Source organism: Micromonospora avicenniae, assembly GCF_900156065.1.
GTDB classification, from domain to species: Bacteria; Actinomycetota; Actinomycetes; order Mycobacteriales; family Micromonosporaceae; genus Micromonospora; species Micromonospora avicenniae.
The window spans coordinates 82,284-102,798 of sequence record NZ_FTNF01000003.1 but is presented as its reverse complement, the minus strand read 5'-3'; the positions used below and the strand labels follow the sequence as shown (position 1 = coordinate 102,798).

The window sequence follows — 20,515 nt, the reverse complement described above, 5'->3', positions numbered from 1 at the left end:
GTCACATCGGTCGTTGCGGAGTAGGGACAGCGGTGCCGGACTCGACTAGGGTCAGCCTCGTGCACGACACCCCTCCCGCAGTTCCGGACTTCACCCAGTGGCCCTCATTCCCCTTCGAGGGCGACCTTCGCGTCAAGCAAATCGATGATCCGGTCCCGGTCGAGCCGCCCCGCAAGGGCGAGGGAAACCGGGAATGCATCGCGTGCGGCGCGCCCGACGAGGCGTACATCTGGGTCGGTGAGCGGTGGCGGGTGCGCGCCATGGATCGGCCGACCGGTCTGCCGATGGTCCTCATCCTGGAAACCCGATCCCACCTCGACCTCGGCGACCTGCCGAACCTGCTCGCCGCCGAGCTGGGTGTGATGACGGTACGGCTGGAGCGCGCGATCCGGTCGCTGGACGACGTGGCCCGGGTTCACGTGAATCGCTGGGGCGACGGCTCCGCGCACCTGCACCTGTGGTTCCTCGCCCGCCCGTACGGTCGCCTTCAACTGCGTGGCACGTTCCTGTCCCTCTGGGACTCGATCCTGCCGCCGATCCCCGAGGCGAAGTGGCGGGAGAACCTCGCACTGGTTGCGGCCTGGCTGGCGGACTTCGGCGGCCGTCCGCTCGCGGAGCCGCCCCGGATCGAGTGGCAGGCGCCGTCCAGCATCGCCTCGTCGATTCCCGACACGGATACCGAGGCCGCGCCGGAGACCTCGGTGATCGAGGCTGCCGAGGAGACGCCTACCGGCGAGGGGATGGCTGCTGCCGAGGCCGACGCCGACGGTGACGCTGACCGCTCGGCCCTCGACGAGGGCCCGCAGGGCGAGGACGACGGCAACGCGGAGGCGCTCTCCGCGGGCGACGTCCCCGGGAGCGGGGCTGCCGCAGAGCACCCGGTGGTCGAGGAGGCGACGGAGAGCCCGACGCCTCTGGCGGGCTCTGAGGCTGCAGGGAACGCCTCGGACGGGGAAGCCGGACGGCAGCCGAAGGTGCCTTCGCCGAGGCGCCCCGAGGACGACGTGGCAGCGGCGAAGCCGGCCTAGGCGCGGCACTTCCCGACCGACCCGATCAACGGGTCCACGGGCCGCGTCGGCTGGACCGAGTGCGCGGAAACGGCACGCACCGGGCCCAGCTCCACGACGGCGGGCGGCGGCGGTTCGGCCGGGGCCGGGGCGAGCCACCGCGCAGAACTCCGGTCGACTCCAGCACCGGTCACCACCGTCGTCTCGGCCGCGAAGACCGACAGGCGTTCACGGCCTCGTCGGACCACGGTTCGGCCGACTCCGCCGGCTCCTCGCTGCGACGTACGGGACGGGGTCGTAACGCCCGGAGCAACTCCGCGAGAGCCGGCAGCGGGCGGCAGTTGCGGGCCCTGATCTTGTGGTCTGGCGGTATTGAGGTGTGACGACGCCGGTGGTGGTGCACACTTTCTCGCCGTGGAGATCATGGAGGGCGAGCTGCGGCGTCTCCGGTCCGGCCTGGAGGCCGAGGACGACCAGCAGCGGCTGTTTCTCGTCCGGGTCCGGTTCACCGCCGAGGATCCCGCCCGGGTCATCGCCGATGCGCGTGAGGTGCTGACGCGGGTGGTCGAGCGGACAGGCGACTGGCCCGCATTCGAGCGGTGGCCCCAGCTGCTGCCGACCTGGTTCGTCGAACGGTGCGCGCCTGAGCCCAGGGAGCCGGAGCCGAGCGAGCACCTTGATGTCGAGGCATGGTTGCGGCAGTGGCGGGCGATGACGCCGACGGAGAGAGCGGCCGTCAGCGAGGGGCCGTGGACCCTGTCGGGTTGGTTGTACTACTTCGACCCGACCGAGGAAGGGGCCGGGGACGATCGCAGTTGGTGGTGGTGGCACGCGGGCACCGACTCATCGGGAGGCGGCTGGGTCGAGGTGGCCACCACCGGCTGGCCGTTCGGCAGCGGCTCGCTGTCCTGGCTGATCGAGGCCAGCGGTGGCACGAATCTCGCCTACGGGCCGTGAACGCCTCACACTGCGGCCGCGCAGTGCCGAGGAGGTCAGGGCCGACGGGCTGCGGCGCGGGCCACGAGCGCGCTCAGCACCTGCCCGAAGTCCAGGCCCGCGGCCGCGACGGCGAGCGGCAGCAGCGACGTCTCGGTCATCCCCGGCGACACGTTGACCTCCAGCACGTGCGGCTGCCCGTCGGCGTCGACGATGAGGTCGACCCGGGACAGGTCCCGCAGGCCCAGGGCGCGGTGCGCGGCCAGGGCCACCTCCGCCACGTTCGCCGCGACCCCGGAGTCGAGGCGTGCGGGCGCGTGCCAGGTGGTCCGTCCGGCCGTGTACCGGGCGGCGTAGTCGTACACGCCGTTGCGGGGCACGATCTCCACGGCCGGCAGGGCCTGCGGGCCGTCGCCGAGGTCGAGGACTGAGACGGCCACGTCCATTCCCGGGACGTACCGCTCGACGAGCGCCGTCGAGCCGTACGCGAAGCAACCCACCATGGCGGCCGGCAGGGCCGCGTTCTCCCGGACCACCGCGGCACCCAGGCCGGAACCGCCCTGCGCCGGCTTGACCATGAGTGGCAGGCCGAGCCGGTCGACGATCCGGTCCAGTACGGCGACGGCGCCCAGTTCAGAGAAGCGGTCGTGCGGCAGCGCCACCCAGTCGGGAGTGGGGATGCCCGCCTCGCGGAGCACCGTCTTCGCCGAGGGCTTGTCCCAGGCCAACCGGGACGCCCGCGCGTCGCACCCGACGTACGGGACGTCGCAGAGGTCGAGTACGCCGCGCAGCGAGCCGTCCTCCCCGGTCGCGCCGTGCAGGGCGATGACGACGGCATCCGGCGGGTCGGCGGCCAACGCCGGCAGCAGCGCGATGTCGGCGTCACGGAGTTCGACGTCCATGCCGACCGCCCGGAGTGCGTCGAGCACCCGGCGGCCGGAGCGCAGCGAGACGTCCCGCTCGTACGAGAGCCCGCCGGCGAGCACCAGGACGTGCAGGTCGTCGTGGCCGGCTGGTTCGGTCAGCTCGGGGCGGTCGGCAGCGGTCTTACCCATGCCGGAATCATGCCAAGGCCGGTCCCGGCGTGTCCGAACCGGCCCGGCGGCGGGGACCCTCGCCACGTACCGCACCGAAGACCTGCCGCGTGGCGATCTCCTGCTCCATCACCCCGGCGAGCCGGCGCACGCCCTCCCGGATCCGCTCCGGTGGCGGGAAGCTGAAGTTCAGCCGCATGTGGCCGCCGCCGGAGCCGTCGGCGTAGAAGCCGGTACCCGGCACGTACGCCACGCGTGCGGCGACGGCACGCGGCATCATCGCCTTCGAATCGAGGCCGGCGGGCAGCGTGGCCCACACGAAGAGACCCCCGCCGGGCCTGGTCCAGCTGGTGCCCTCCGGCATCAGGTCGGTGAGCGCGTCGAGCAGCGCGTCCCGGCGCTCCCGGTAGACCTCGCGGTAGACCTTCAGCTGCTCCCGCCACGGCATGGTGTTGAGGTACGTCGCGACGGCGGCCTGCGCGTAGCCGCTGGGGCAGAGGATCTGCGCCTCGCTCGCGATGACCAGCTTGTCGCGGACCGCGTGCGGCGCCAGGATCCAGCCGACCCGCAGGCCGGGGGCGAAGGTCTTGGAGAAGGTGCCGAGGTAGAAGACGCCCTCTCGTCGACGGGCTCGCAGCGGCGCGGGCGCCTCGCCCTCGAACCCCAGCTGACCGTACGGGTCGTCCTCGATCACGAGAAGACCGGCGCGCTCGCAGATGTCGAGGACCCGCTCCCGTCGCTCCTCGGTGAGCGTGACGCCGGTCGGGTTCTGGTAGGTGGGGATGGTGTAGAGGAACTTGACCCGCCGGCCGGTGCGTGCCTGCTCGGCGATGGCGGCCTCCAACGCCTCGGGGATGAGCCCGTCGGAGTCCATCGGCACATGTACCACCTGGGCCTGGGCAGCCTGGAACACCCCGAGCGCGCCGACATACGTCGGGCCCTCGGCGAGCACCACGTCACCCGGATCCAGGAAGAGGCGGGCCACCAGGTCGAGCGCCTGCTGCCCGCCGACCGTGACCACCACGTCGTCCGGCGACGCGCCGCAGGCGGCGTCGATCCCGGAGAGGGCCATCACCTCGCAGATTCCCTCGCGCAGCTCCAGCGTCCCCTGGCCGATGCCGTACTGCAGAGTGGTCGCGCCGTGCTCGGAGCCCAGGCGGCCGAGCATCTCGCCCACCGCGTCCAGCGGCAGCGCCGTGATGTAGGGAGCGCCGCCGGCCAGCGACACGACCTCCGGACGACTCGCCACTGCGAAGAGGGCTCGGATCTCCGAGGCCTTCATGCCCCGTACGCGCCGGGCGTACCGGTCGGTGTAGTCGTCGAGCGTCGTGCCGGCCATGACATCACCTCGATCGCTGGAGGGCGGACTCCCGCCCGGGGGTGTACCCCGGACACCGGCGACCATGGCGGCACGGGGCGCCGATTTTCGATCCTAGACCGCATCCGCCTAGCCGGTCACCGGACATCGGGTGCGTCCATTCCCCGGACGGTCACCCGCTCCGGTGGGCGTTAGCGCGTCCCCTCCCGTACGGTCGGCTGGCGGCGTACGATCGCTCGTCGGGGGCAGGAAGGCGGCGCTGTCGTTCCGTGCCGGTTCACCACCGAGCCTGAGTGTGGGGTGCGCCAATGTCGCGACGTCTGGTCAACCTGACCCTGGACACGCTGGAGGACCTGCCCCGTCCTTGTCGGCAGTGCGTCTACTGGGAGCTGGATCCGGTGTCCGCCGACCGGGCCTGCGCCGCCGGTGATCCGGGTCTGGAGAAGGAGGCCTGGGTTTCCCAGACCCTGCTCGAGTGGGGGTCGTGCGGCAAACTCGCCTACGTCGACGGCATGCCGGCCGGCTTCGTCATGTACGCCCCGCCGGCGTACGTTCCCCGTTCGATGGCCTTTCCCACCTCGCCCGTCTCGGCCGACGCCGCGCTACTGATGACGGCGAACGTGGTGTCGTCCTTCGCCGGCGGCGGGTTGGGACGGATGCTCGTGCAGGGTGTCGCGCGGGACCTCACCAAGCGCGGGATCAAGGCGATCGAGGCGTTCGGCGACGCCAAGTTCGGTGACGCGGCCGACGACTCCCGTGCCTGCGTCGCACCGGCCGATTTCTTCCTCTCCGTCGGCTTCAAAACCGTACGTCCGCATCCCCGCTTCCCTCGGCTCCGGTTGGAGCTGCGTACCGCGCTGAGCTGGAAGTCCGACGTCGAATACGCGCTGGAGAAGCTGCTCGGCTCGATGAGCCCGGAGAGTCTGCTCCGCCCCGTCCGACCCGCCGCTGCCACCCGATCGAGCACGAACTGATCCGAGGGGATCAGTCGACCACCGTGCCGGCCGCCACCACCGCCCGGAGTTCGCTGACGTCGATCGAGCCGGTCGGCACGTCCCGTTCGATGGGGAAGTACATCCGCTGTACGGCGGCCACGATCGCCTCGGCGACCCGGTCACGGAACCGCGGGTCGACCAGCCTGGCGCGGTCCGTCGGTGAGGTGAGGTAACCGACCTCCACCCGGACCGCCGGCATTCGCGTCAGCCGGAGCAGGTCCCACGCCTTGGCGTGGGTGCCGCAGTTCCGCAGCCCGGTACGCGCCACGATCTCCCGCTGTACGAGCCCCGCCAGCCGCTCGCCGGTCGCCGAGGTGACGCCGTTGTTGGTGCCGTAGTGGTAGGTCGCCACCCCGTCGGCGTCGGGATTGAGGTGCCCATCGGTGTGCAGCGAGATGAACACGTCGGCGCCGAGCGCGTTGGCGAGCTGGGCCCGGTCGGTGTCCGGCAGGCACTCACCGGGGGCCGGGCCGCGGGTGAGCTGGACTCGCACACCGGAGGCCGCCAGCCGCCCTTCCAGCCGGCTCGCCAGGTCGTGCACCAGATCCGCCTCGGTCCAGCGCAGCGTTCCGTCCGGCACCACCACACCGGGGTCGGTGCCGCCGTGGCCCGGGTCGATCACCACCGTCCGGCCGACGAGGGTCGGCCCGGACTGCCGGATGGCGTCGGACTCGCGCAGCCACTGGGGGCGACCGCCGACCACCTTCCGGCCGAGCCGGCGCAGCGCGTTCATGGTGTGCGGACCGCACGCGCCGTCTGGGGTCAGGCCGACCTCGCGTTGGAACTGGGCCACCGCCCGGGACGTCCGGATGCCGTAGATGGCGTCTGCCCGGCCGGCGTCGTACCCCATCTCCAGCAGGCGTTCCTGCAGCGAACGAACGTCCTCGCCGGTCAGTGGCTCGGGCACCGCGTGGTAGAGGGTGCGCGCGCCGAGCCGCCAGCGGGCCGCTTCCAGGGCCCGCCACGTCTCCGCACCGACGCGACCGTCCACGCTCAGCCCGCGGGACTGCTGGAAGGCGCGTACCGCCCGCTCGGTCGCGGTGTCGAACTCGTCGATCTGCGCGCCGTCCGCCGGCGGCAGCAGGTTGAGACCGGCCAGGACCGTACGGATCTCCGTGACCGCGGGTCCGCGATCACCGGGACGGATCGGACGCACGCACGACCCCCTCTGCACGGGTGCTGGCTGGCCGGGCGGCCCGTGCTTGAGGTTATGCGTTCCGGCCGGGTGAGGTGGCTCGCCCGGCGAAAAAACGCGACCCCGCAACCGGATGGACCGGTTGCGGGGTCGCGGCGTAGGTGTTGGTCAGAGCGCCGATTCGATCAGCTTGACCAGCTCGCCCTTGGGCTTGGCGCCGGCGATGGACTGCACCGGCTCGCCGTTTTTGAAGATCGTCAGGGTCGGTACGGACATCACCCGGTACGCCCGGGCGGTCTCCGGGTTCTCGTCGATGTTCAGCTTGACGATGGTGACCTGGTCGCTCATCTCGCCCGCGATCTCCTCGAGCAGAGGCGAGACCTTGCGGCACGGCCCGCACCACTCGGCCCAGAAGTCGACAAGCACCGGCTTGTCGGACTTCAGCACGTCGCTGGCGAAGCTCGCGTCGGTGACAGCCTTGGTTGTTCCCACTATGGCCCTCCTCCAGGGTCGTTCGGGTTGTTCAGCCCTGCAAAGTCGCGATGAAGCGCTCCGCGTCGAGGGCGGCGGCGCAGCCCGTACCGGCGGCGGTGATCGCCTGCCGGTAGGTGTGGTCTACCAGGTCGCCGGCCGCGAAGACGCCAGGCACGCTGGTCCGGGTGGTGGGGGCCTCCACCTTCACGTACCCCTCGTCGTCCAGTTCCACCTGGCCGCGGAAGAGCTCGCTACGCGGGTCGTGGCCGATCGCCACGAAGACGCCGGTGACGTCGAGTTCCTTGGTCTCGCCGGTGTGCACGTTGCGGACGCGGACACCGGAGACCTTGCCGTCGGAACCGAGGACCTCCTCGACCACGGTGTTCCACTCGACCTTGATCTTGTCGTTGTTCAGCGCCCGGTCGGCCATGATCTTGCTGGCGCGGAACGAGTCACGGCGGTGGATGATGGTGACCGAGTCGGCGAAGCGGGTGAGGAAGCTGGCCTCCTCCATCGCCGAGTCGCCACCGCCGACGACGACGATGTGCTGGTTCCGGAAGAAGAAGCCGTCGCAGGTCGCACACGAGGAGACGCCGTGGCCGAGGTACTCCTGCTCGCCCGGCACGCCGAGCGGCCGCCAGGCGGAACCGGTGGACAGGATGACGGCGCGGGCGCGGTAGGCGGTCTCGCCGACCCACACGGTGCTGACCGCGCCGGAGCCGGCGTCACCGGTGTCCACCAGCTCGACCCGGGTCACGTCGTTGGTCAGGAACTCGGCACCGAACCGTTCGGCCTGCTTACGCATGTTGTCCATGAGTTCGGGCCCGAGGATGCCGTCGGCGAAGCCGGGGAAGTTTTCCACCTCGGTCGTCGTCATCAGCGCACCACCGGACTGCACACCCTCGATGATGAGCGGCTTCAGGTTGGCGCGCGCGGCATAGACCGCCGCCGTGTAACCGGCCGGCCCAGAGCCGATGATGATCAGGTTGCGGACCTCGTCCACTGCCGTCTCCCGAGTTGTGTGTGTTTCGGCATCGGCGCGCGCACGATACCGATCCTGTGCCGACGCCTGGAGGAGCCGGCAGCTACTTCCGAAACGTCATCGTACGAACCGGGAATTCCCGCGCCAGGCGTCCGGTGGGTCACGTCACGCGGATGCCCGAACGCCGGTTGACCGCGAACTCACCCTACCCGCGTCCGATAACGGGTGTCCGCGCCGGAGCCCGGCACCCCACACTCCGGGCCGCTCACCCAGGCCCATCGTGCGCCCGTCGCGTCGGTGAAGCGTACGACCAGCGCCGGCTCGCCCTGGAACGCGGCGTAGTCGACCAGATCGGCCACGAGCGCACCGCCCCGGTGCTCCGCGGCGATCTCTCTCAGGCAGGTGTCCAGCGCCGCCGGATCGGTCAGCCGGTCGAGCTGGTCACCCCGGTACGGCGCCGACAGCCGGTCGTGCTGCGCTCCGCTGGCGGCCCGCCCGGTCGGGGCCGAACTACCCGCGAGCGCCTTGGGCCCGCCGGACGCGAGCACAGAGCCCAGATTCACGGGCGCGTAGTCGATGCCGCTGTGCGTCGTCGGCCCCGTGGTCCGCACCGGTGCGGCCCCAGCCTCGGGAGCATTCGCGGGCGCATCCAAGGCGGTACCGGAGGTCTGTGCGTCGTCCCCTCCACCGGCGAACTGGTCGACCCCGAGGCCGACGACCGCCACGGCGACCGCGGCCAGCGCCACCGGCCCGGCCACCCGCGCCAGGCGCCGCCGTTGCCGGCCGGGACCGGTGGGGGCACCCCGATCCGACCGCGGTACACCGACAGCCGGCCGGCGCCGACCGCTCTGGGCCGGGACGAGTGGGCTGCCGGTCGGGTCCACGTCCGGCTCGGACGGCTTCTCCTCGTGCGCACCGGGCACCGGAGGCAGCGCGGCGAGCGCCGTGACGATCCGGTCGGCGACATCCACCGGCACCTCGGCAGCCGGCTCCCCCCAGCGGGCGGGATCCCCCTCGACGGCGGCGACAGCCGGGGCCAGCTCTGCGTACGCCTCGGACCAGGCAGCGTCCTCGGCGACCAGGCGTGCGACCACCGCCTGCTCCGGCGTGCCGTCCAGCGCCCCGCCGAGGTAGTCGGCGAGCAGATCGTGGTCGACCTCCCGGAATCGCCCGACCGTCACGTGTCCTCCCGCTTGACGTCCTGCCGGGATCGCCCCGACCCTGATCCGACGCCCTCCACCCGGCGCGGGTTCCCGTCGGTGACGGGGGGCACGCCGGAGCTGCTACCGGCCGGCGTCGCCGCACCGCCCGCCGTCGGGCGGAGGTGGCCCAGAAGGACGGCCAGCCGGGCCCGGCCCCGGGCGCAACGGCTCTTCACCGTCCCCTCGGCCACGCCGAGGATCTTCGCCACCTCGGCGACCGGATAGCCCTGTACGTCCACCAGCACGAGCGCCGCGCGCTGCTCCACGGGCAGCGCGGCAAGCGCCTCGCGGACGACCAGCGCGGTGTCGTGATCGTGTACCGGAGCGGCCGGCTCCACACCGCCCGTGGCGGAGCCACCGTCGGTGCGTACACCGTCGGGCAACGGCACAGTCGGGTGCGCCTGCCGCCGGCGGATGCGGTCGAGGCAGGCATTCACCACGATCCGGTGCAGCCAGGTGGTGACCGCCGAGTCGCCACGGAACCGGCTCGCGGCCCGGTGAGCGGAGAGCAGAGCGTCCTGGAGCGCGTCCGCGGCCTCCTCGCGGTCGCCCATGGTCCGTAGCGCCACCGCCCAGAGGCGGTCACGGTGCCGCTGGAAGAGCTGAGCGAAGGCATCCCGGTCGCCGGCGACGTGGGCGCGCAGCAGAGCGAGATCGTCAGACGGGTCGGCGGGCCCAGCCGGGGTAGGCAGGCCCGCCGTCGTCCGCGTGTCGTGCTCTTCCATCACCACGTCCGGCGGAGGCGGTGCCCGGAGCGTGGCGGCCGGGTCACGACCCCTGGACCGTGATTTCCTGAACGTCGATCTGGTAACCCCGGTCATTCGGCGGCAGCTGGGTGATCCAGAAGAGCAGGTAGCGGTACTTCGTGTCGGCGTCGAAGCCGTCGAAGGCCATCGTGGTGCCGTCGTGCTCCTCGAACGGCTGCCCGATCCGGGTCTTCTTGTAGTCCTGCACCAGCTGCTTGTCGCCGTTGGACGTCGACGGCGGGTTCGTGGTGCCGGCGAGCAGTTCGGCGGTGGCGCCGGTGCTGGAGAGGCTGACCTGGACGGACTTCACCGTGTGCGGGCCGCCGAGGTCGATCCAGACCCCCATGCCGGACTTTCGGTTGCCGAACTTGGCGGTGGTGTAGGTGTCGGTACCCCAGCCCTTGTCCCGGTCACCGTCGATGACCTTGTTCGCGTGGTCCAACTCATCCCGCAGTTTGCTGTCCGGGTCGACGATGCGTACGTCCCGGACGCGCAGCGGGCCGACGGCCGCGGCCGGCGGCTCGGCCTGGGCGGGTGCGCTGGAACTCGGCGCAGCCACCGGATTGGTCTGCGGGTCCTTGTCGTCGCCGCCCAGGGTGCTGATACCGATCAGGAGCCCGACCAGGGCGACCGCCAGCAGCCCGGCGATGCCGATGGCGACCTTGCGGCCACCCGCGGCGGCCAGCGGCGAGGGCTCTTCCCCGGGCTCGGCCGCGAAGCGCAACGGGCCGCTGTTGTCGAGGAACTGATCCTCGGCCGGTACGTCGAGGCGGGCCAGTTCGGCGGCGAGCACGTCCGACGACGGCGGCGCGATCTCGGCGTCGAGCAGATCCATGGTCAGATCGTCGAGGTACGCGGGCACGCCCGCACGGACCTGCCGGGGCGCGGCGAGCGCGCCGTCGGCGTCCCGGACCGCGTCGGGGATGGCGGCACGGCCGTGTCCGGCGGTGGCGCCCCGCAGCGGCGCCTCGGTGTGCGGCCAGTGCCCGGTCAGCGCGAAGTAGAGGATGCCGCCGACCGCGCGGACGTCGCTCTCCTGGCTGTCGTTCCCGTCGGTACGCGCGTCGGCCAGCACCACCCGGCCGTCGTCAGAGATCATGACGGTGCCGGGATGTACGTTCCCGTGCACCATTCCGGTGGCGTGGACGGCGGCCAGCGCGCTGGCGACGGCGGAGCCGATCGCGGTCGCCCGGGCCGAGTCCAGCGGTTCGTCGGCAACCATCTCCCGCAGGGACCGTCCGTCCACCCATTCACGGACCACGTACGCCCGCTCGTCCTCGTCGATCGCGTCGTAGACGCCGACGAGGTTGGGGTGGATGACACGGCTGGCCGCGACGGCGGCCTGGAGCATCTCGGTGGCGGAGTCGCCGCCCGGGTAGCGCAGCACGACCGCGACAGGGCGGCGCAGGATGACGTCGACACCTCGCCAGACCAACCGCCCGGCACTGTCGTTGTTGATGTGTTCGACCAGCTCGTACCGCTCGGCGAGGATCTCACCGGTCGTGGGAGCACCGAAGGTCATGACCGGCGGAGCGCTCTCGTCCGCGTCCTGACCCTCGCCGACCTGGGTCACCCGTCCTCCCTCGGTGATCGTGTCGATCGATGGACCCGCGCTGCTGGGCATGTGGCTTCCCGCTCTGCCTTCGAAGGAACCGGCCGACCGGTGCCGACGCGAGCGCCGCCGCCTGCCGTACCCGTCGAGAGCGACCTTACCCGGGTTGCCCGCCTCCCCGACATGTCATCTTCCCGCCGTAGCCGCCGGAGGTGCCGGGGGTATGACACGCCGTCCGGTTACGACCGTTGTCAGTCACGTTGCTGGCACATGTACTAGCCAATCTACGGGTTCGCCGCAAGAGGCTGCCGGAGGGGCTCGGACCGGAGTGGTGGTCGCGCGCCCAACTCCGTCGTTCCCACCGTACGGTCGGCCACGCTCAGCCGTACGGTTGGTTATCCACAGGCCGATCCGGCGGTTGGCCGGTGAATCGCTGAGTTATCCACAGGCGCATCCCCAGGCTGGTGATCCACGGTGACGCACCGTACCGGCGGTTCGGCGATGGTGTCAGCGGCCGAGGCGGCGCCGGACCATGCCCACCACCTCGGTGATCTCACCGATCCGCAACGCCATGGCGAGGGCCAGGTAGGTCACGCCGATCGCCGCGCCGCCGATGACGAGCTGGAGTACGGCCTCGCCCCGACCCAACTGCGCCGAGTCACCCGGAAGCACGGTGACCACGAGGAAACCGACGAGGGCGGCGCCGAGCGCCGCGACGATCACCCGGCCCATCGTGCGCATGATCGCGCCGAGCCCGATGCGTCCGATCCGCGGCCGTAGCAGGATCGCGGAGATCACCGCCGCCGCCACGTACGAGATCGCGTTACCGAGCATCATGCCGGCCGCCGCGAAGGTGCGCGAGAAGGCGAGATAGAGGCCGACCTGGATCAGTACCCGCAGCACCACCACCGGGATGTTCACCAGCGCCGGGGTGCGGGTGTCCGGCAGGGCGTAGAAGGCGAACGTGAAGAGCTGGCTGATCGCGAACGGCACCAGGGCGAGTGCGGCGACCAGCAGCACCGTCGAGGTGGCCACCGCGTTGTCACCGCTGAACGCGCCGTACTGGAAGACCACCACCGCGATCGGCGCGGCCAGTACCGCGTAGCAGACCGCGATCGGCGCGAGCACCGCGGTGACCATCCGGGTGCCCCGGGACAGGTCGGCGGTGACCTCGTGGAACCGGCCGTCGGCCGCGGCGGCGCTCATCCGTGGCATCAGCGCGGTGATGATCGAGACGGCGATGATGCCGTGGGCCATCATCAGCAGCAGGAAGACGTTGTTGTAGATCAGCAGACCGGCGCTGTCCTCGCCCGCCGCCCGGGTGAGCACGTTGACGATCACGAACAGGCCGAGCTGGTTGACGGCGACGTAGCAGAACATCCACCCGCCGAGCCTGGCCAGCTCCCGCAGCCCCAGCTCGCGGAAGTCGAACCGCAGCTTCCACCGGAATCCCACCTTGCGCAGCGCCGGCAGCAGGCCGGCGGACTGCACCGCCACACCGAGCAGGGTGCCCCCGCCGACCAGCAGGATCCGTCCCCAGCCCATGTCCTCCGGCCGGATGGCCTTCGCGCCGTAGAACAGGATGTAGAGGCCGAACGTGCCGATGACCACCAGGTTGTTGAGGATCGGCGCCCACATCGGCGCGGCGAAATGCCCCCGGGTGTTCAACACCGCGGCGATCAGCGCGCTCAACCCGGTGAAGAAGAGCATCGGCAGCATCAGCCAGGACAGCTTCGTGACCAAGCCGGTGTAGGCGGGGTCCTTGCCGCTGGCGTAGAGCGTGGTCAGCACCGGTGCCAGGAGCACCGCGATCAACGCCGCGGCGGCCAGCGCGAGCACCGCGAGGGTGAGCAGCCGCTGGGCGTACGCCTCACCCCGATCCGGGTCGGCCTTGCTGCGTCGCACCAGCACCGGGATCAGCACGCTGGTCAGCACGCCGCCGAGCAGGAACTCGTACACCTGGTTCGGGAGGAACTGCGCGGTGGTGTAGACGTTGCCGACCAGGTTGCCCAGCGCGGCGCCGATCATCAGGTTCCGGAGGAAGCCGGTGCCCCGACTGACGAGACTGCCGACTGCCATCACGGCGCTGTTCGCGGCGGCACTCGTCTCCGCGACGACCTCCTGCGGTGGTGCCACCGCCTCCGCCGCCGGCTGGTTCAGCGGCTCCGCAGAGATGAAGGTGGCGCCGTCCGACGGAGGTCGTCCGTCGTACCCGCCGGGGCCACCGCCCTGTGCGGCGTTCGCGCTGCGGTAGAGCCCGCCGCTCATCTCCAGCCTCCCCGGGGTACGTCAAGCAGGGCACCTGCCCGCACGTCACAGACCTTAGTCAACCCGAACCCGTTACCCGCGCCCGCCGCAGGAGATCCAGACCCGGCCCGATAGGCTGGCGATCCCATGTCCGAAGCCTCCGCATCGCACGCCGCCGACCGCCGCGAACTGACCGCCGCGCAGCGCAACGCCGTCGCCGAACTTCTCCGGGTCTCCCCGGTCGCCGACGAGCTTGGCCGCCGGTTCGCCCGGGCCGGTCACGAGTTGCACCTCGTGGGCGGTTCCGTGCGAGACGCCCTGCTCGGGCGGCTCGGCGAGGACCTCGACTTCTGCACCGACGCCCACCCCGACGAGACCCTGCGGATCGTCAAGGGCTGGGCGGAGGCGGTCTGGGAGACCGGTCGTGAGTTCGGCACCATCGGTGCGCAACGCGACGGGCTGCGGCTGGAGATCACCACCTTCCGCGCCGAGGCGTACGACCAGGTCAGCCGGAACCCGGTGGTCGAGTACGGCACCAGCCTCGTCGAGGACCTGAAGCGGCGCGACTTCACCATCAACGCGATGGCGGTGAGCCTGCCCGAGCACCGGTTCACCGACCCGCACGGCGGTCTCGACGACCTCGCCGCCAAGGTGATCCGTACGCCCGCCTCGCCCCAGGAGTCGTTCCGCGACGACCCGCTGCGGATGCTGCGTGCCGCCCGGTTCGCCGCGCAGCTACGTTTCGCGGTGCATCCCGACGTGCGCGCGGCGATGGTCGCGATGGCGGCCGACCTGGACCGGATCACCGCCGAGCGGATCCGGGACGAGTTCACGAAGCTGCTCTGCGGCGCCGACCCGATCACCGGGCTGCGGCTGCTGGTCGACACCGGGCTGGCCGAGCGCTTCCTGCCCGAGTTGACCGGGCTGAAACTGGAGATCGACGAGCACGCCCAGCACAAGGACGTCTACGAGCACACGCTGACCGTGGTGAGCAACGCGGTCGGCTTCGAGGAGGAGGGCTGCGACTTCATCCTCCGCATGGCCGCGCTGATGCACGACGTGGGCAAGCCGGACACCAAGGCGGTCGGCCCGGACGGCCGGGTCAGCTTCCACCACCACGAGGTGGTCGGCGCGCGGATGACCAAGGCGCGGATGAAGGCGCTGCGCTACCCGAAGGAGGTCACCGCCAAGGTGACCGCGCTGGTCGCGCTGCACCTGCGCTTCTACGGGTACGGCCGGGGCGAGTGGACCGACTCGGCGGTGCGCCGCTACGTCACCGACGCCGGTGACCTGCTGCCCCGGTTGCACAAGCTGACCCGCTCGGACTGCACCACCCGTAACCGTCGTAAGGCGGCACAGTTGGCCGCGGACTACGACGCGCTGGAGGAGCGGATCGCCCGGATCGCGGCCGACGAGGACCTGGCACGCGTACGCCCCGACCTCGACGGCAACGCGATCATGGAATTGCTCGGCGTACCGCCGGGGCCGGTGGTGGGCCGGGCCTGGAAATATCTGAAGGACCTGCGTCTGGAGCGCGGCCCGCTGGACCGTGACGCCGCGGAGGCGGAACTGCTCCGCTGGGCCCGCGACGAGGGCATCGTCTCCTGACCGGCACGAAGAAGGGCCCCTACGACAACGCGCCGCGCGTTGACGAGGGGCCCGTCCCTTCGGCTCAGGCTTCGACGGCCGGCTTCGACTTGCCGTTGTCGGCGGCCGCGCCGAGCCGGGCGAGCAGCCCGGCCAGGTCGATGCCGGTCAGGTCGCTGCCGAGTTGCAGCCCCTGCGCCACGTTGCCTGCCACCGACTTGGTCAGCGACGACGCGCCGTCGGTGGAGATGACGGTCATCTTGTCGATCGCACCGATCGGCGCGCTCGCCGCCTCGACCACCTGGGGCAGCACCTTGACCAGCAGGTCGAGCACGGCGGCCTCCCCGTACGCGGCGAACGCCTCGGCCTTGCGGGCCATCGCGTCGGCCTCGGCCTGACCCTTGGCCAGGATCGCCGCGGCCTCGGCCTGACCCTCCCGCTCGACGGCCTCGGCGATGGCCGAACGTCGCCGCTGTTCCGCCTCACCCTCCTTGGCGCCCTCGATCGCGTTCGCCTCGGCCAGCGCGGCCCGGCGGGCGCGCTCGCCCTCACCGGTGAGCCGGGCCTGCTCGGCGGAGGCCTGGGCGGCGGCGATGACCGACTGCCGCTGGGCGTCGGCCTGCAGCACCGCCGCGTTGCGGGCCGCCTCGGCCTCCTGCTCCACCTTGTACCGGGCGGCGTCGGCGGGCTTGCGCACCTCCGTGTCGAGCTGCCGCTGCTTCAGCTCGGCGTTGCGCTCGGCCACCTTCTGCTGCTCGGAGAGGATCGCCTGGTCCCGCTCCGCCTGGGCGAGCGGCCCGGCGGCCGCGGACTTCGCCTTCGCCGCGTCGATCTCGGCCTGGATCCCGGCCTGCTTGAGGGCCAGGTTCCGGTTGGCCTCGGCGATCGCCTCCTCGGCGAGCAGCCGCTCCTGCTCCGCCTGCTGGCGAGCCCGGGCCTCGGCGATGGCCGCGTCCTTGAGGACCCGGGCCGCCTCCGGCCGGCCCAGGTCCTGGAGGTACGAGCCCTCGGCGAGGATGTCCTGGAGCTGGAAGGTGTCCAGCACCAGGCCCTGGTTCGTCATCGAGTGCTCGGCCTCCTCGGCCACCGCGCTGGCGAACGCGGCCCGATCGCGGATGACCTCCTCGACGGTGAGCCGGCCGACGATCGAACGCAGCGCGCCGGCGAGCACCTCCCGGGTGAAGTCCTCGATCTCGTCCTGCTGGTGCAGGAAGCGCTGGGCGGCGGCCCGGATGGCATCCTCGGTGCCGCCGACCTTGACGATGGCGACGCCGTGCAGGTCCGCGCGGATGCCCTGCTTGCTCACCGCGCCCTTGATGCCGACGTCGATGCGGCGGCTGGACAGGTCGAGCGACTGGAGTTTCTGCACCACCGGCAGGACGAAGACCGACGCACCGAGCACCACCTTCTGCCCGGACATGTCCGTCGATCGGCCGCCGTCGGCGGTCTGGGTGGTGCGGCCCTTGCGGCCGGTGACGATGAACGCCTCGTTCGGCCCGGCGACCTTGATCCGCGAGAGCACGAAGAGCACGAGAACGAGGACGAGGAGGACGGCGCCTCCGATGGCGATGAAAAGGGGCATGCAGGTTTCCTGTCTGCGAGGGGGTTGGATCAGTAGGGCTCGACGTGCACGCTGGTCTCGCTGAGCGCCTCGACCACGAAGATCCGCGTGCCGACGGCGATGGCCTGGTCGGCGCGGGCGTTGAGCTTGACCGGTTGACCGGCCAGCCGTATCCGGACCTCGCCGTAGCCGTTCACCGGTACCGGGGTGACGACCAGCCCCACCGCGCCGACCAGGTCGTTCCGGGTCGGGGTGGCATCGGTCCGCATCCGGCGGGCGGCGCGGCCCAGCCGGGCCGCGACCCAGGCGACGGGAACCGCGGCGAGCGCTCCGCCGGCCGCCGCCGAGGCGACCGCGCCGGTGGTCCGACCACCGATGAGCTCGTTGACGATCGCGGCTCCGAAGCCGAAGGCGCCCGCGAAACCGGCGACCGTCTCGAGCGAGACCGGCCCGTCGACGTCGGCGCCGCCGAAGTGGAGCAGTTCCGTGCCGAGCAGGGCGAGCGCCAGTACCCCGACGCCGGCCCCGCCGATGATCAGAAAAGCGAGTGTCCCCGTGGCCACGCCCGGCACGGTATCGACGTTCCGCAACGCATCAGACCGGCCCGGCCGTCAGCGTCAGGTTGTCCAGCGCCTGCGGCAGCGACTGCCGGGCCAACTCCCGGCCCTTGAGGTCGATCAGCATCGAATATTGTTCCGAGCTCGATCTAGCCATTGACAAGATGTCGTCGGCTTGGCAATCTTTACGGCGACAAGATGGAGGTGCCCCCATGTCCTCGGCAACCCTGACCACCGCCGGCATCCTGCTGATCACCGTCGTCGCCGTCGCGTACGGCGGCCTGACGCTGCTCACTCACCTCGCCCGCCGCAAGGGCGGCTACCTCGACAACCCGGTGCGCCGCGGCCTCTGGACGGCCGGACATGCCCACGCCGGCGTGCTGGTCCTGTTCGCGCTCGCGGTCCTGCCCTACATTGACCAGGCCGACGCGTCCGAGGGCACGCGCACCGCGATCCGGTCACTGCTGGTCGCAGCGCCGGTCCTGATGCCGCTGGGCTTCTTCCTCTCGGTGGTACGCCCCCAGGACACCCGGCCCAACAAGCTGATCTGGTTGACCGTCCTCGGCGGCGGCTGCCTGATCGCCGGCTCGCTGCTGCTCGGAGTCAACCTGCTCTGATCGGGCCGGAACCGCGCCGGGCATGCCTGGCCTGGCGAAGGTGTCGTACGGGCGCGGAGAATGGACGGATGCGCTGGACCGTGCTCGACTCACCGATCGGCGAGTTCTCCGTGGCCACCGATGGCACGAGCGTGTGCGGGACGCACTTCGGGCGGGTCGACGCGGCCGCGGCCGAGCCGGAGGACGACCCGGCCCGGCAGGCGGTCGCCGAGCTGCGCGCGTACTTCGCCGGCGAGCTCACCGACTTCACCGTGCCGGTCAGGATTCCGCGCGGCTCCGACTTCGAGCGGGCGGTCTGGCGGGAGATGACCCGTATTCCGCACGGCGAGACGCTTACCTACGGCGAGGTGGCGCGGCTGGTCGGCGACCCGGGGGCCGCTCGGGCGGTGGGCGTCGCCTGCAACCGCAACCCGGTGCCGGTGATCGTGCCCTGCCACCGGATCGTCGGCGCCGGCGGCAAGCTGGTGGGCTTCGGCGGCGGGCTGGACCGCAAGGTGCACCTGCTGGAACTGGAGGCCCGGATCGCGCTGCAACGCGCCTGGTCCTGACCACGGCGGCGGGCACCCGCCGGTCGCGGCTTCAGGCGTTCCGGATCGTCGTCCGAGGGCCGGATGCAGTGAGGGCCGGGTCCACCCGGACCCGGCCCTCACTGCTTTGCTGCGTCGGCGCGTCAGCGCTCGACCTCACCGGCGATGAACGCCTCCACGGCGGCGTGCGCGTCGTGGTCGGCGTACTGCACCGGCGGGGACTTCATGAAGTACGACGAGGCCGACAGGATCGGGCCACCGATCTTGCGGTCCAGCGCGATCTTCGCGGCCCGGACCGCGTCGATGATGACACCGGCCGAGTTCGGGGAGTCCCACACCTCGAGCTTGAGCTCGGCGTTCAGCGGGGTGTCACCGAAGGAACGGCCCTCCAGGCGGATGTACGCCCACTTGCGGTCGTCCAGCCACGGCACGTGGTCCGACGGGCCGATGTGCACGTCGCTCTTCTGCATCTCGTGCGGGATCTGGGAGGTGACCGATTGGGTCTTCGAGATCTTCTTCGAGACGAGCCGGTTGCGCTCCAGCATGTTCATGAAGTCCATGTTGCCGCCGAAGTTGAGCTGGTACGTGCGCAGCAGCTCGACACCGCGGTCCTCGAAGAGCTTCGCCAGCGCGCGGTGCACGATGGTGGCACCGACCTGGCTCTTGATGTCGTCACCGACGATCGGCAGACCCGCGTCCTCGAACTTCTTCGCCCACTCCGGGTCGGAGGCGATGAAGACCGGCAGGGCGTTCACGAACGCGCAGCCGGCGTCGATCGCGGCCTGGGCGTAGAACTTGTCGGCCTGCTCGGAGCCGACCGGCAGGTAGGAGACCACGACGTCGACCTGGGCGTCGCGCAGCGCCTTGGCCACGTCGACCGGCTCGGCGTCCGACTCCTCGATGATCTCGCGGTAGTACTGGCCCAGACCGTCGAAGGTCGGGCCGCGCTGCACGGTGACGCCGGTCGGCGGCACGTCGCAGAGCTTGATGGTGTTGTTCTCGCTGGCGACGATCGCCTCGGCGAGGTCCATGCCCACCTTCTTGGCGTCCACGTCGAACGCCGCGACGAACTGCACGTCCGAGACGTGGTAGTCGCCGAAGGTGACGTGCATGAGACCCGGGACGCGATCGTTGGGGTCGGCGTTCCGGTAGTACTCGACGCCCTGCACGAGGGACGAGGCGCAGTTACCCACACCGACGATGGCGACGCGGACGGAGCCCATAGCGTCTGCCTCCTTCTTCTTCATCACGGCCGCTCTTTCCTGGACTCTCCAGGTGGAGGCGGGCTGAACTCTTCTCGTCGGCCGCCGGCCGTCCCGAGTTGCGGGACCGTCGGGGCACGGCCGGAGCGCTCGTTTGCAATGAGCTCCTCCAGCCAGCGGACCTCGCGCTCACAGGCTTCAAGTCCGTGGCGCTGCAGTTCCAGGGTGTATGCGTCGAGGCGCTCGGCCGCCCGTGCCAGTACGTCGCGAAGTCCCTCGCGACGCTCCTCGATCTTGCGTCGGCGACCCTCCAAGATGCGGAGCCGGGTCGCCTGGTCGGTCCGGGCGAAGAACGCGAAGTGCACACCGAAGCCCGTATCGTCGTACGTCTCGGGCCCCGTCTGTGCGATGAGTTGGGCGAAGCGTTCCTTGCCCTCCGCGGTGATTTTGTAGACCACCCGACCACGTCGGCTGGTCAGCGCGGGAACCTCCTCGGCGGTGGCGGGTGTCTCAGCAGCTTCGGTGATCCAGCCCGCCGCCTGCAGCCGGCGCAGGGTCGGGTAGAGCGAGCCGTAGCTGATCGCCGCTCGGATTGCGCCGAGCTTGGCAGCCAACTCCTTGCGCAGCTCGTAGCCGTGCATCGGAGACTCCTGCAGCAGGCCGAGGATGGCGAGCTCGAGCACGGGCCATCCCCTCTTACCCTCTGCGCGGAGCGATAACCGCCGCGATGTATCGGACCGATACATCGCACGTTAGTCGCTCGCCCCGATCAGGGCAAACCCCGAAAACGAGGTCCTTCGACTACGGATAGTCACCCCTGTCGCCTCGTTCGGCCG

The 20,515-nt window shown here is 71.1% G+C and carries 19 protein-coding genes; 6 read left to right on the top strand and 13 right to left on the bottom strand.

Annotation, left to right across the window (positions count from 1 at the left end; genetic code table 11):
• The first annotated feature begins 59 nt into the window (after window positions 1–59).
• Window positions 60–1,028 (top strand): hypothetical protein, encoded by a 969-nt coding sequence (locus tag BXA10_RS06155; RefSeq protein ID WP_084752260.1) that lies wholly within the window; start codon window positions 60–62, stop codon window positions 1,026–1,028.
• 393 nt (window positions 1,029–1,421) lie between these two features.
• The gene (locus tag BXA10_RS06145) at window positions 1,422–1,964 is read left to right on the top strand and encodes a hypothetical protein (protein ID WP_217696733.1); all 543 of its coding nucleotides are present in this window, start codon (window positions 1,422–1,424) and stop codon (window positions 1,962–1,964) included.
• A 35-nt stretch (window positions 1,965–1,999) separates the two neighbouring features.
• Here the strand turns inward: BXA10_RS06145 and BXA10_RS06140 are convergent, their stop codons facing one another.
• Window positions 2,000–2,998 carry a D-alanine--D-alanine ligase family protein gene (locus BXA10_RS06140; protein WP_076468490.1) on the bottom strand — a complete coding sequence of 333 codons (999 nt, stop codon included), beginning with the start codon at window positions 2,996–2,998 and terminating at the stop codon, window positions 2,000–2,002.
• A 7-nt stretch (window positions 2,999–3,005) separates the two neighbouring features.
• A complete protein-coding gene (locus BXA10_RS06135) occupies window positions 3,006–4,316 on the bottom strand; it encodes an aminotransferase-like domain-containing protein (RefSeq protein ID WP_076468488.1) in 1,311 nt (436 codons plus the stop codon).
• A gap of 287 nt (window positions 4,317–4,603) precedes the next feature.
• On the opposite strand from BXA10_RS06135, the gene BXA10_RS06130 reads away from it, so the two are divergent.
• Window positions 4,604–5,269 carry a GNAT family N-acetyltransferase gene (locus BXA10_RS06130; RefSeq protein WP_076468486.1) on the top strand — a complete coding sequence of 222 codons (666 nt, stop codon included), beginning with the start codon at window positions 4,604–4,606 and terminating at the stop codon, window positions 5,267–5,269.
• A 10-nt stretch (window positions 5,270–5,279) separates the two neighbouring features.
• Here the strand turns inward: BXA10_RS06130 and BXA10_RS06125 are convergent, their stop codons facing one another.
• The 7 genes from BXA10_RS06125 to murJ all read right to left on the bottom strand — a co-directional run bounded on the left by BXA10_RS06125 (window position 5,280) and on the right by murJ (window position 13,649).
• Entirely contained in the window at window positions 5,280–6,446 is a 1,167-nt protein-coding gene (locus BXA10_RS06125) for an N-acetylmuramoyl-L-alanine amidase (RefSeq protein ID WP_076468484.1), read from the bottom strand.
• A gap of 147 nt (window positions 6,447–6,593) precedes the next feature.
• Window positions 6,594–6,917 (bottom strand): thioredoxin, encoded by a 324-nt coding sequence (gene trxA / locus BXA10_RS06120; protein ID WP_076468482.1) that lies wholly within the window; start codon window positions 6,915–6,917, stop codon window positions 6,594–6,596.
• Between the two features lie 31 nt (window positions 6,918–6,948).
• Window positions 6,949–7,902: a thioredoxin-disulfide reductase gene (gene trxB, locus BXA10_RS06115; RefSeq protein WP_076468480.1), complete on the bottom strand. Its 954-nt coding sequence runs from the start codon at window positions 7,900–7,902 to the stop codon at window positions 6,949–6,951.
• 179 nt (window positions 7,903–8,081) lie between these two features.
• Window positions 8,082–9,062: a hypothetical protein gene (locus BXA10_RS06110; RefSeq protein ID WP_076468478.1), complete on the bottom strand. Its 981-nt coding sequence runs from the start codon at window positions 9,060–9,062 to the stop codon at window positions 8,082–8,084.
• Window positions 9,059–9,808, bottom strand: coding sequence for an RNA polymerase sigma factor SigM (gene sigM / locus BXA10_RS06105; RefSeq protein WP_076468476.1), 750 nt, complete (start codon window positions 9,806–9,808; stop codon window positions 9,059–9,061). The genes BXA10_RS06110 and sigM overlap by 4 nt, the downstream gene beginning before the upstream one ends.
• Window positions 9,809–9,851: 43 nt before the next feature.
• Entirely contained in the window at window positions 9,852–11,453 is a 1,602-nt protein-coding gene (locus BXA10_RS06100) for a protein kinase family protein (RefSeq protein ID WP_076468474.1), read from the bottom strand.
• A 435-nt stretch (window positions 11,454–11,888) separates the two neighbouring features.
• On the bottom strand, window positions 11,889–13,649 hold the full coding sequence (murJ, locus tag BXA10_RS06095; protein WP_076468473.1) for a murein biosynthesis integral membrane protein MurJ: 1,761 nt from the start codon (window positions 13,647–13,649) through the stop codon (window positions 11,889–11,891).
• Window positions 13,650–13,775: 126 nt separating this feature from the next.
• Here murJ and BXA10_RS06090 point away from each other — a divergent pair, with 126 nt between their 5' ends.
• Window positions 13,776–15,236 (top strand): CCA tRNA nucleotidyltransferase, encoded by a 1,461-nt coding sequence (locus BXA10_RS06090; RefSeq protein ID WP_076468471.1) that lies wholly within the window; start codon window positions 13,776–13,778, stop codon window positions 15,234–15,236.
• A 64-nt stretch (window positions 15,237–15,300) separates the two neighbouring features.
• Here the strand turns inward: BXA10_RS06090 and BXA10_RS06085 are convergent, their stop codons facing one another.
• Both BXA10_RS06085 and BXA10_RS06080 read right to left on the bottom strand, forming a co-directional pair.
• Window positions 15,301–16,797: a flotillin family protein gene (locus tag BXA10_RS06085; RefSeq protein ID WP_076468469.1), complete on the bottom strand. Its 1,497-nt coding sequence runs from the start codon at window positions 16,795–16,797 to the stop codon at window positions 15,301–15,303.
• Between the two features lie 29 nt (window positions 16,798–16,826).
• Window positions 16,827–17,339: a hypothetical protein gene (locus BXA10_RS06080; protein WP_425436039.1), complete on the bottom strand. Its 513-nt coding sequence runs from the start codon at window positions 17,337–17,339 to the stop codon at window positions 16,827–16,829.
• 206 nt (window positions 17,340–17,545) lie between these two features.
• Here BXA10_RS06080 and BXA10_RS06075 point away from each other — a divergent pair, with 206 nt between their 5' ends.
• Window positions 17,546–17,950, top strand: coding sequence for a hypothetical protein (locus BXA10_RS06075; protein ID WP_076468464.1), 405 nt, complete (start codon window positions 17,546–17,548; stop codon window positions 17,948–17,950).
• 68 nt (window positions 17,951–18,018) lie between these two features.
• Window positions 18,019–18,498 (top strand): methylated-DNA--[protein]-cysteine S-methyltransferase, encoded by a 480-nt coding sequence (locus BXA10_RS06070; protein ID WP_076468462.1) that lies wholly within the window; start codon window positions 18,019–18,021, stop codon window positions 18,496–18,498.
• A 122-nt stretch (window positions 18,499–18,620) separates the two neighbouring features.
• Here the strand turns inward: BXA10_RS06070 and BXA10_RS06065 are convergent, their stop codons facing one another.
• On the bottom strand, window positions 18,621–19,700 hold the full coding sequence (locus BXA10_RS06065; RefSeq protein WP_076468460.1) for an inositol-3-phosphate synthase: 1,080 nt from the start codon (window positions 19,698–19,700) through the stop codon (window positions 18,621–18,623).
• A gap of 23 nt (window positions 19,701–19,723) precedes the next feature.
• Entirely contained in the window at window positions 19,724–20,362 is a 639-nt protein-coding gene (locus BXA10_RS06060; protein ID WP_076468458.1) for a PadR family transcriptional regulator, read from the bottom strand.
• Between the last annotated feature and the right edge of the window lie 153 nt (window positions 20,363–20,515).

What these genes read in the sequence shown, in the direction of transcription:
- BXA10_RS06140 (WP_076468490.1), bottom strand. Translation starts at nt 2,998, where the DNA reads ATGGGTAAGACCGCTGCCGACCGCCCCGAGCTGACCGAACCAGCCGGC.
- BXA10_RS06135 (WP_076468488.1), bottom strand. Translation starts at nt 4,316, where the DNA reads ATGGCCGGCACGACGCTCGACGACTACACCGACCGGTACGCCCGGCGC.
- BXA10_RS06130 (WP_076468486.1), top strand. Translation starts at nt 4,604, where the DNA reads ATGTCGCGACGTCTGGTCAACCTGACCCTGGACACGCTGGAGGACCTG.
- sigM (WP_076468476.1), bottom strand. Translation starts at nt 9,808, where the DNA reads ATGGAAGAGCACGACACGCGGACGACGGCGGGCCTGCCTACCCCGGCT.
- BXA10_RS06100 (WP_076468474.1), bottom strand. Translation starts at nt 11,453, where the DNA reads ATGCCCAGCAGCGCGGGTCCATCGATCGACACGATCACCGAGGGAGGA.
- murJ (WP_076468473.1), bottom strand. Translation starts at nt 13,649, where the DNA reads ATGAGCGGCGGGCTCTACCGCAGCGCGAACGCCGCACAGGGCGGTGGC.
- BXA10_RS06090 (WP_076468471.1), top strand. Translation starts at nt 13,776, where the DNA reads ATGTCCGAAGCCTCCGCATCGCACGCCGCCGACCGCCGCGAACTGACC.
- BXA10_RS06085 (WP_076468469.1), bottom strand. Translation starts at nt 16,797, where the DNA reads ATGCCCCTTTTCATCGCCATCGGAGGCGCCGTCCTCCTCGTCCTCGTT.
- BXA10_RS06075 (WP_076468464.1), top strand. Translation starts at nt 17,546, where the DNA reads ATGTCCTCGGCAACCCTGACCACCGCCGGCATCCTGCTGATCACCGTC.
- BXA10_RS06070 (WP_076468462.1), top strand. Translation starts at nt 18,019, where the DNA reads ATGCGCTGGACCGTGCTCGACTCACCGATCGGCGAGTTCTCCGTGGCC.
- BXA10_RS06065 (WP_076468460.1), bottom strand. Translation starts at nt 19,700, where the DNA reads ATGGGCTCCGTCCGCGTCGCCATCGTCGGTGTGGGTAACTGCGCCTCG.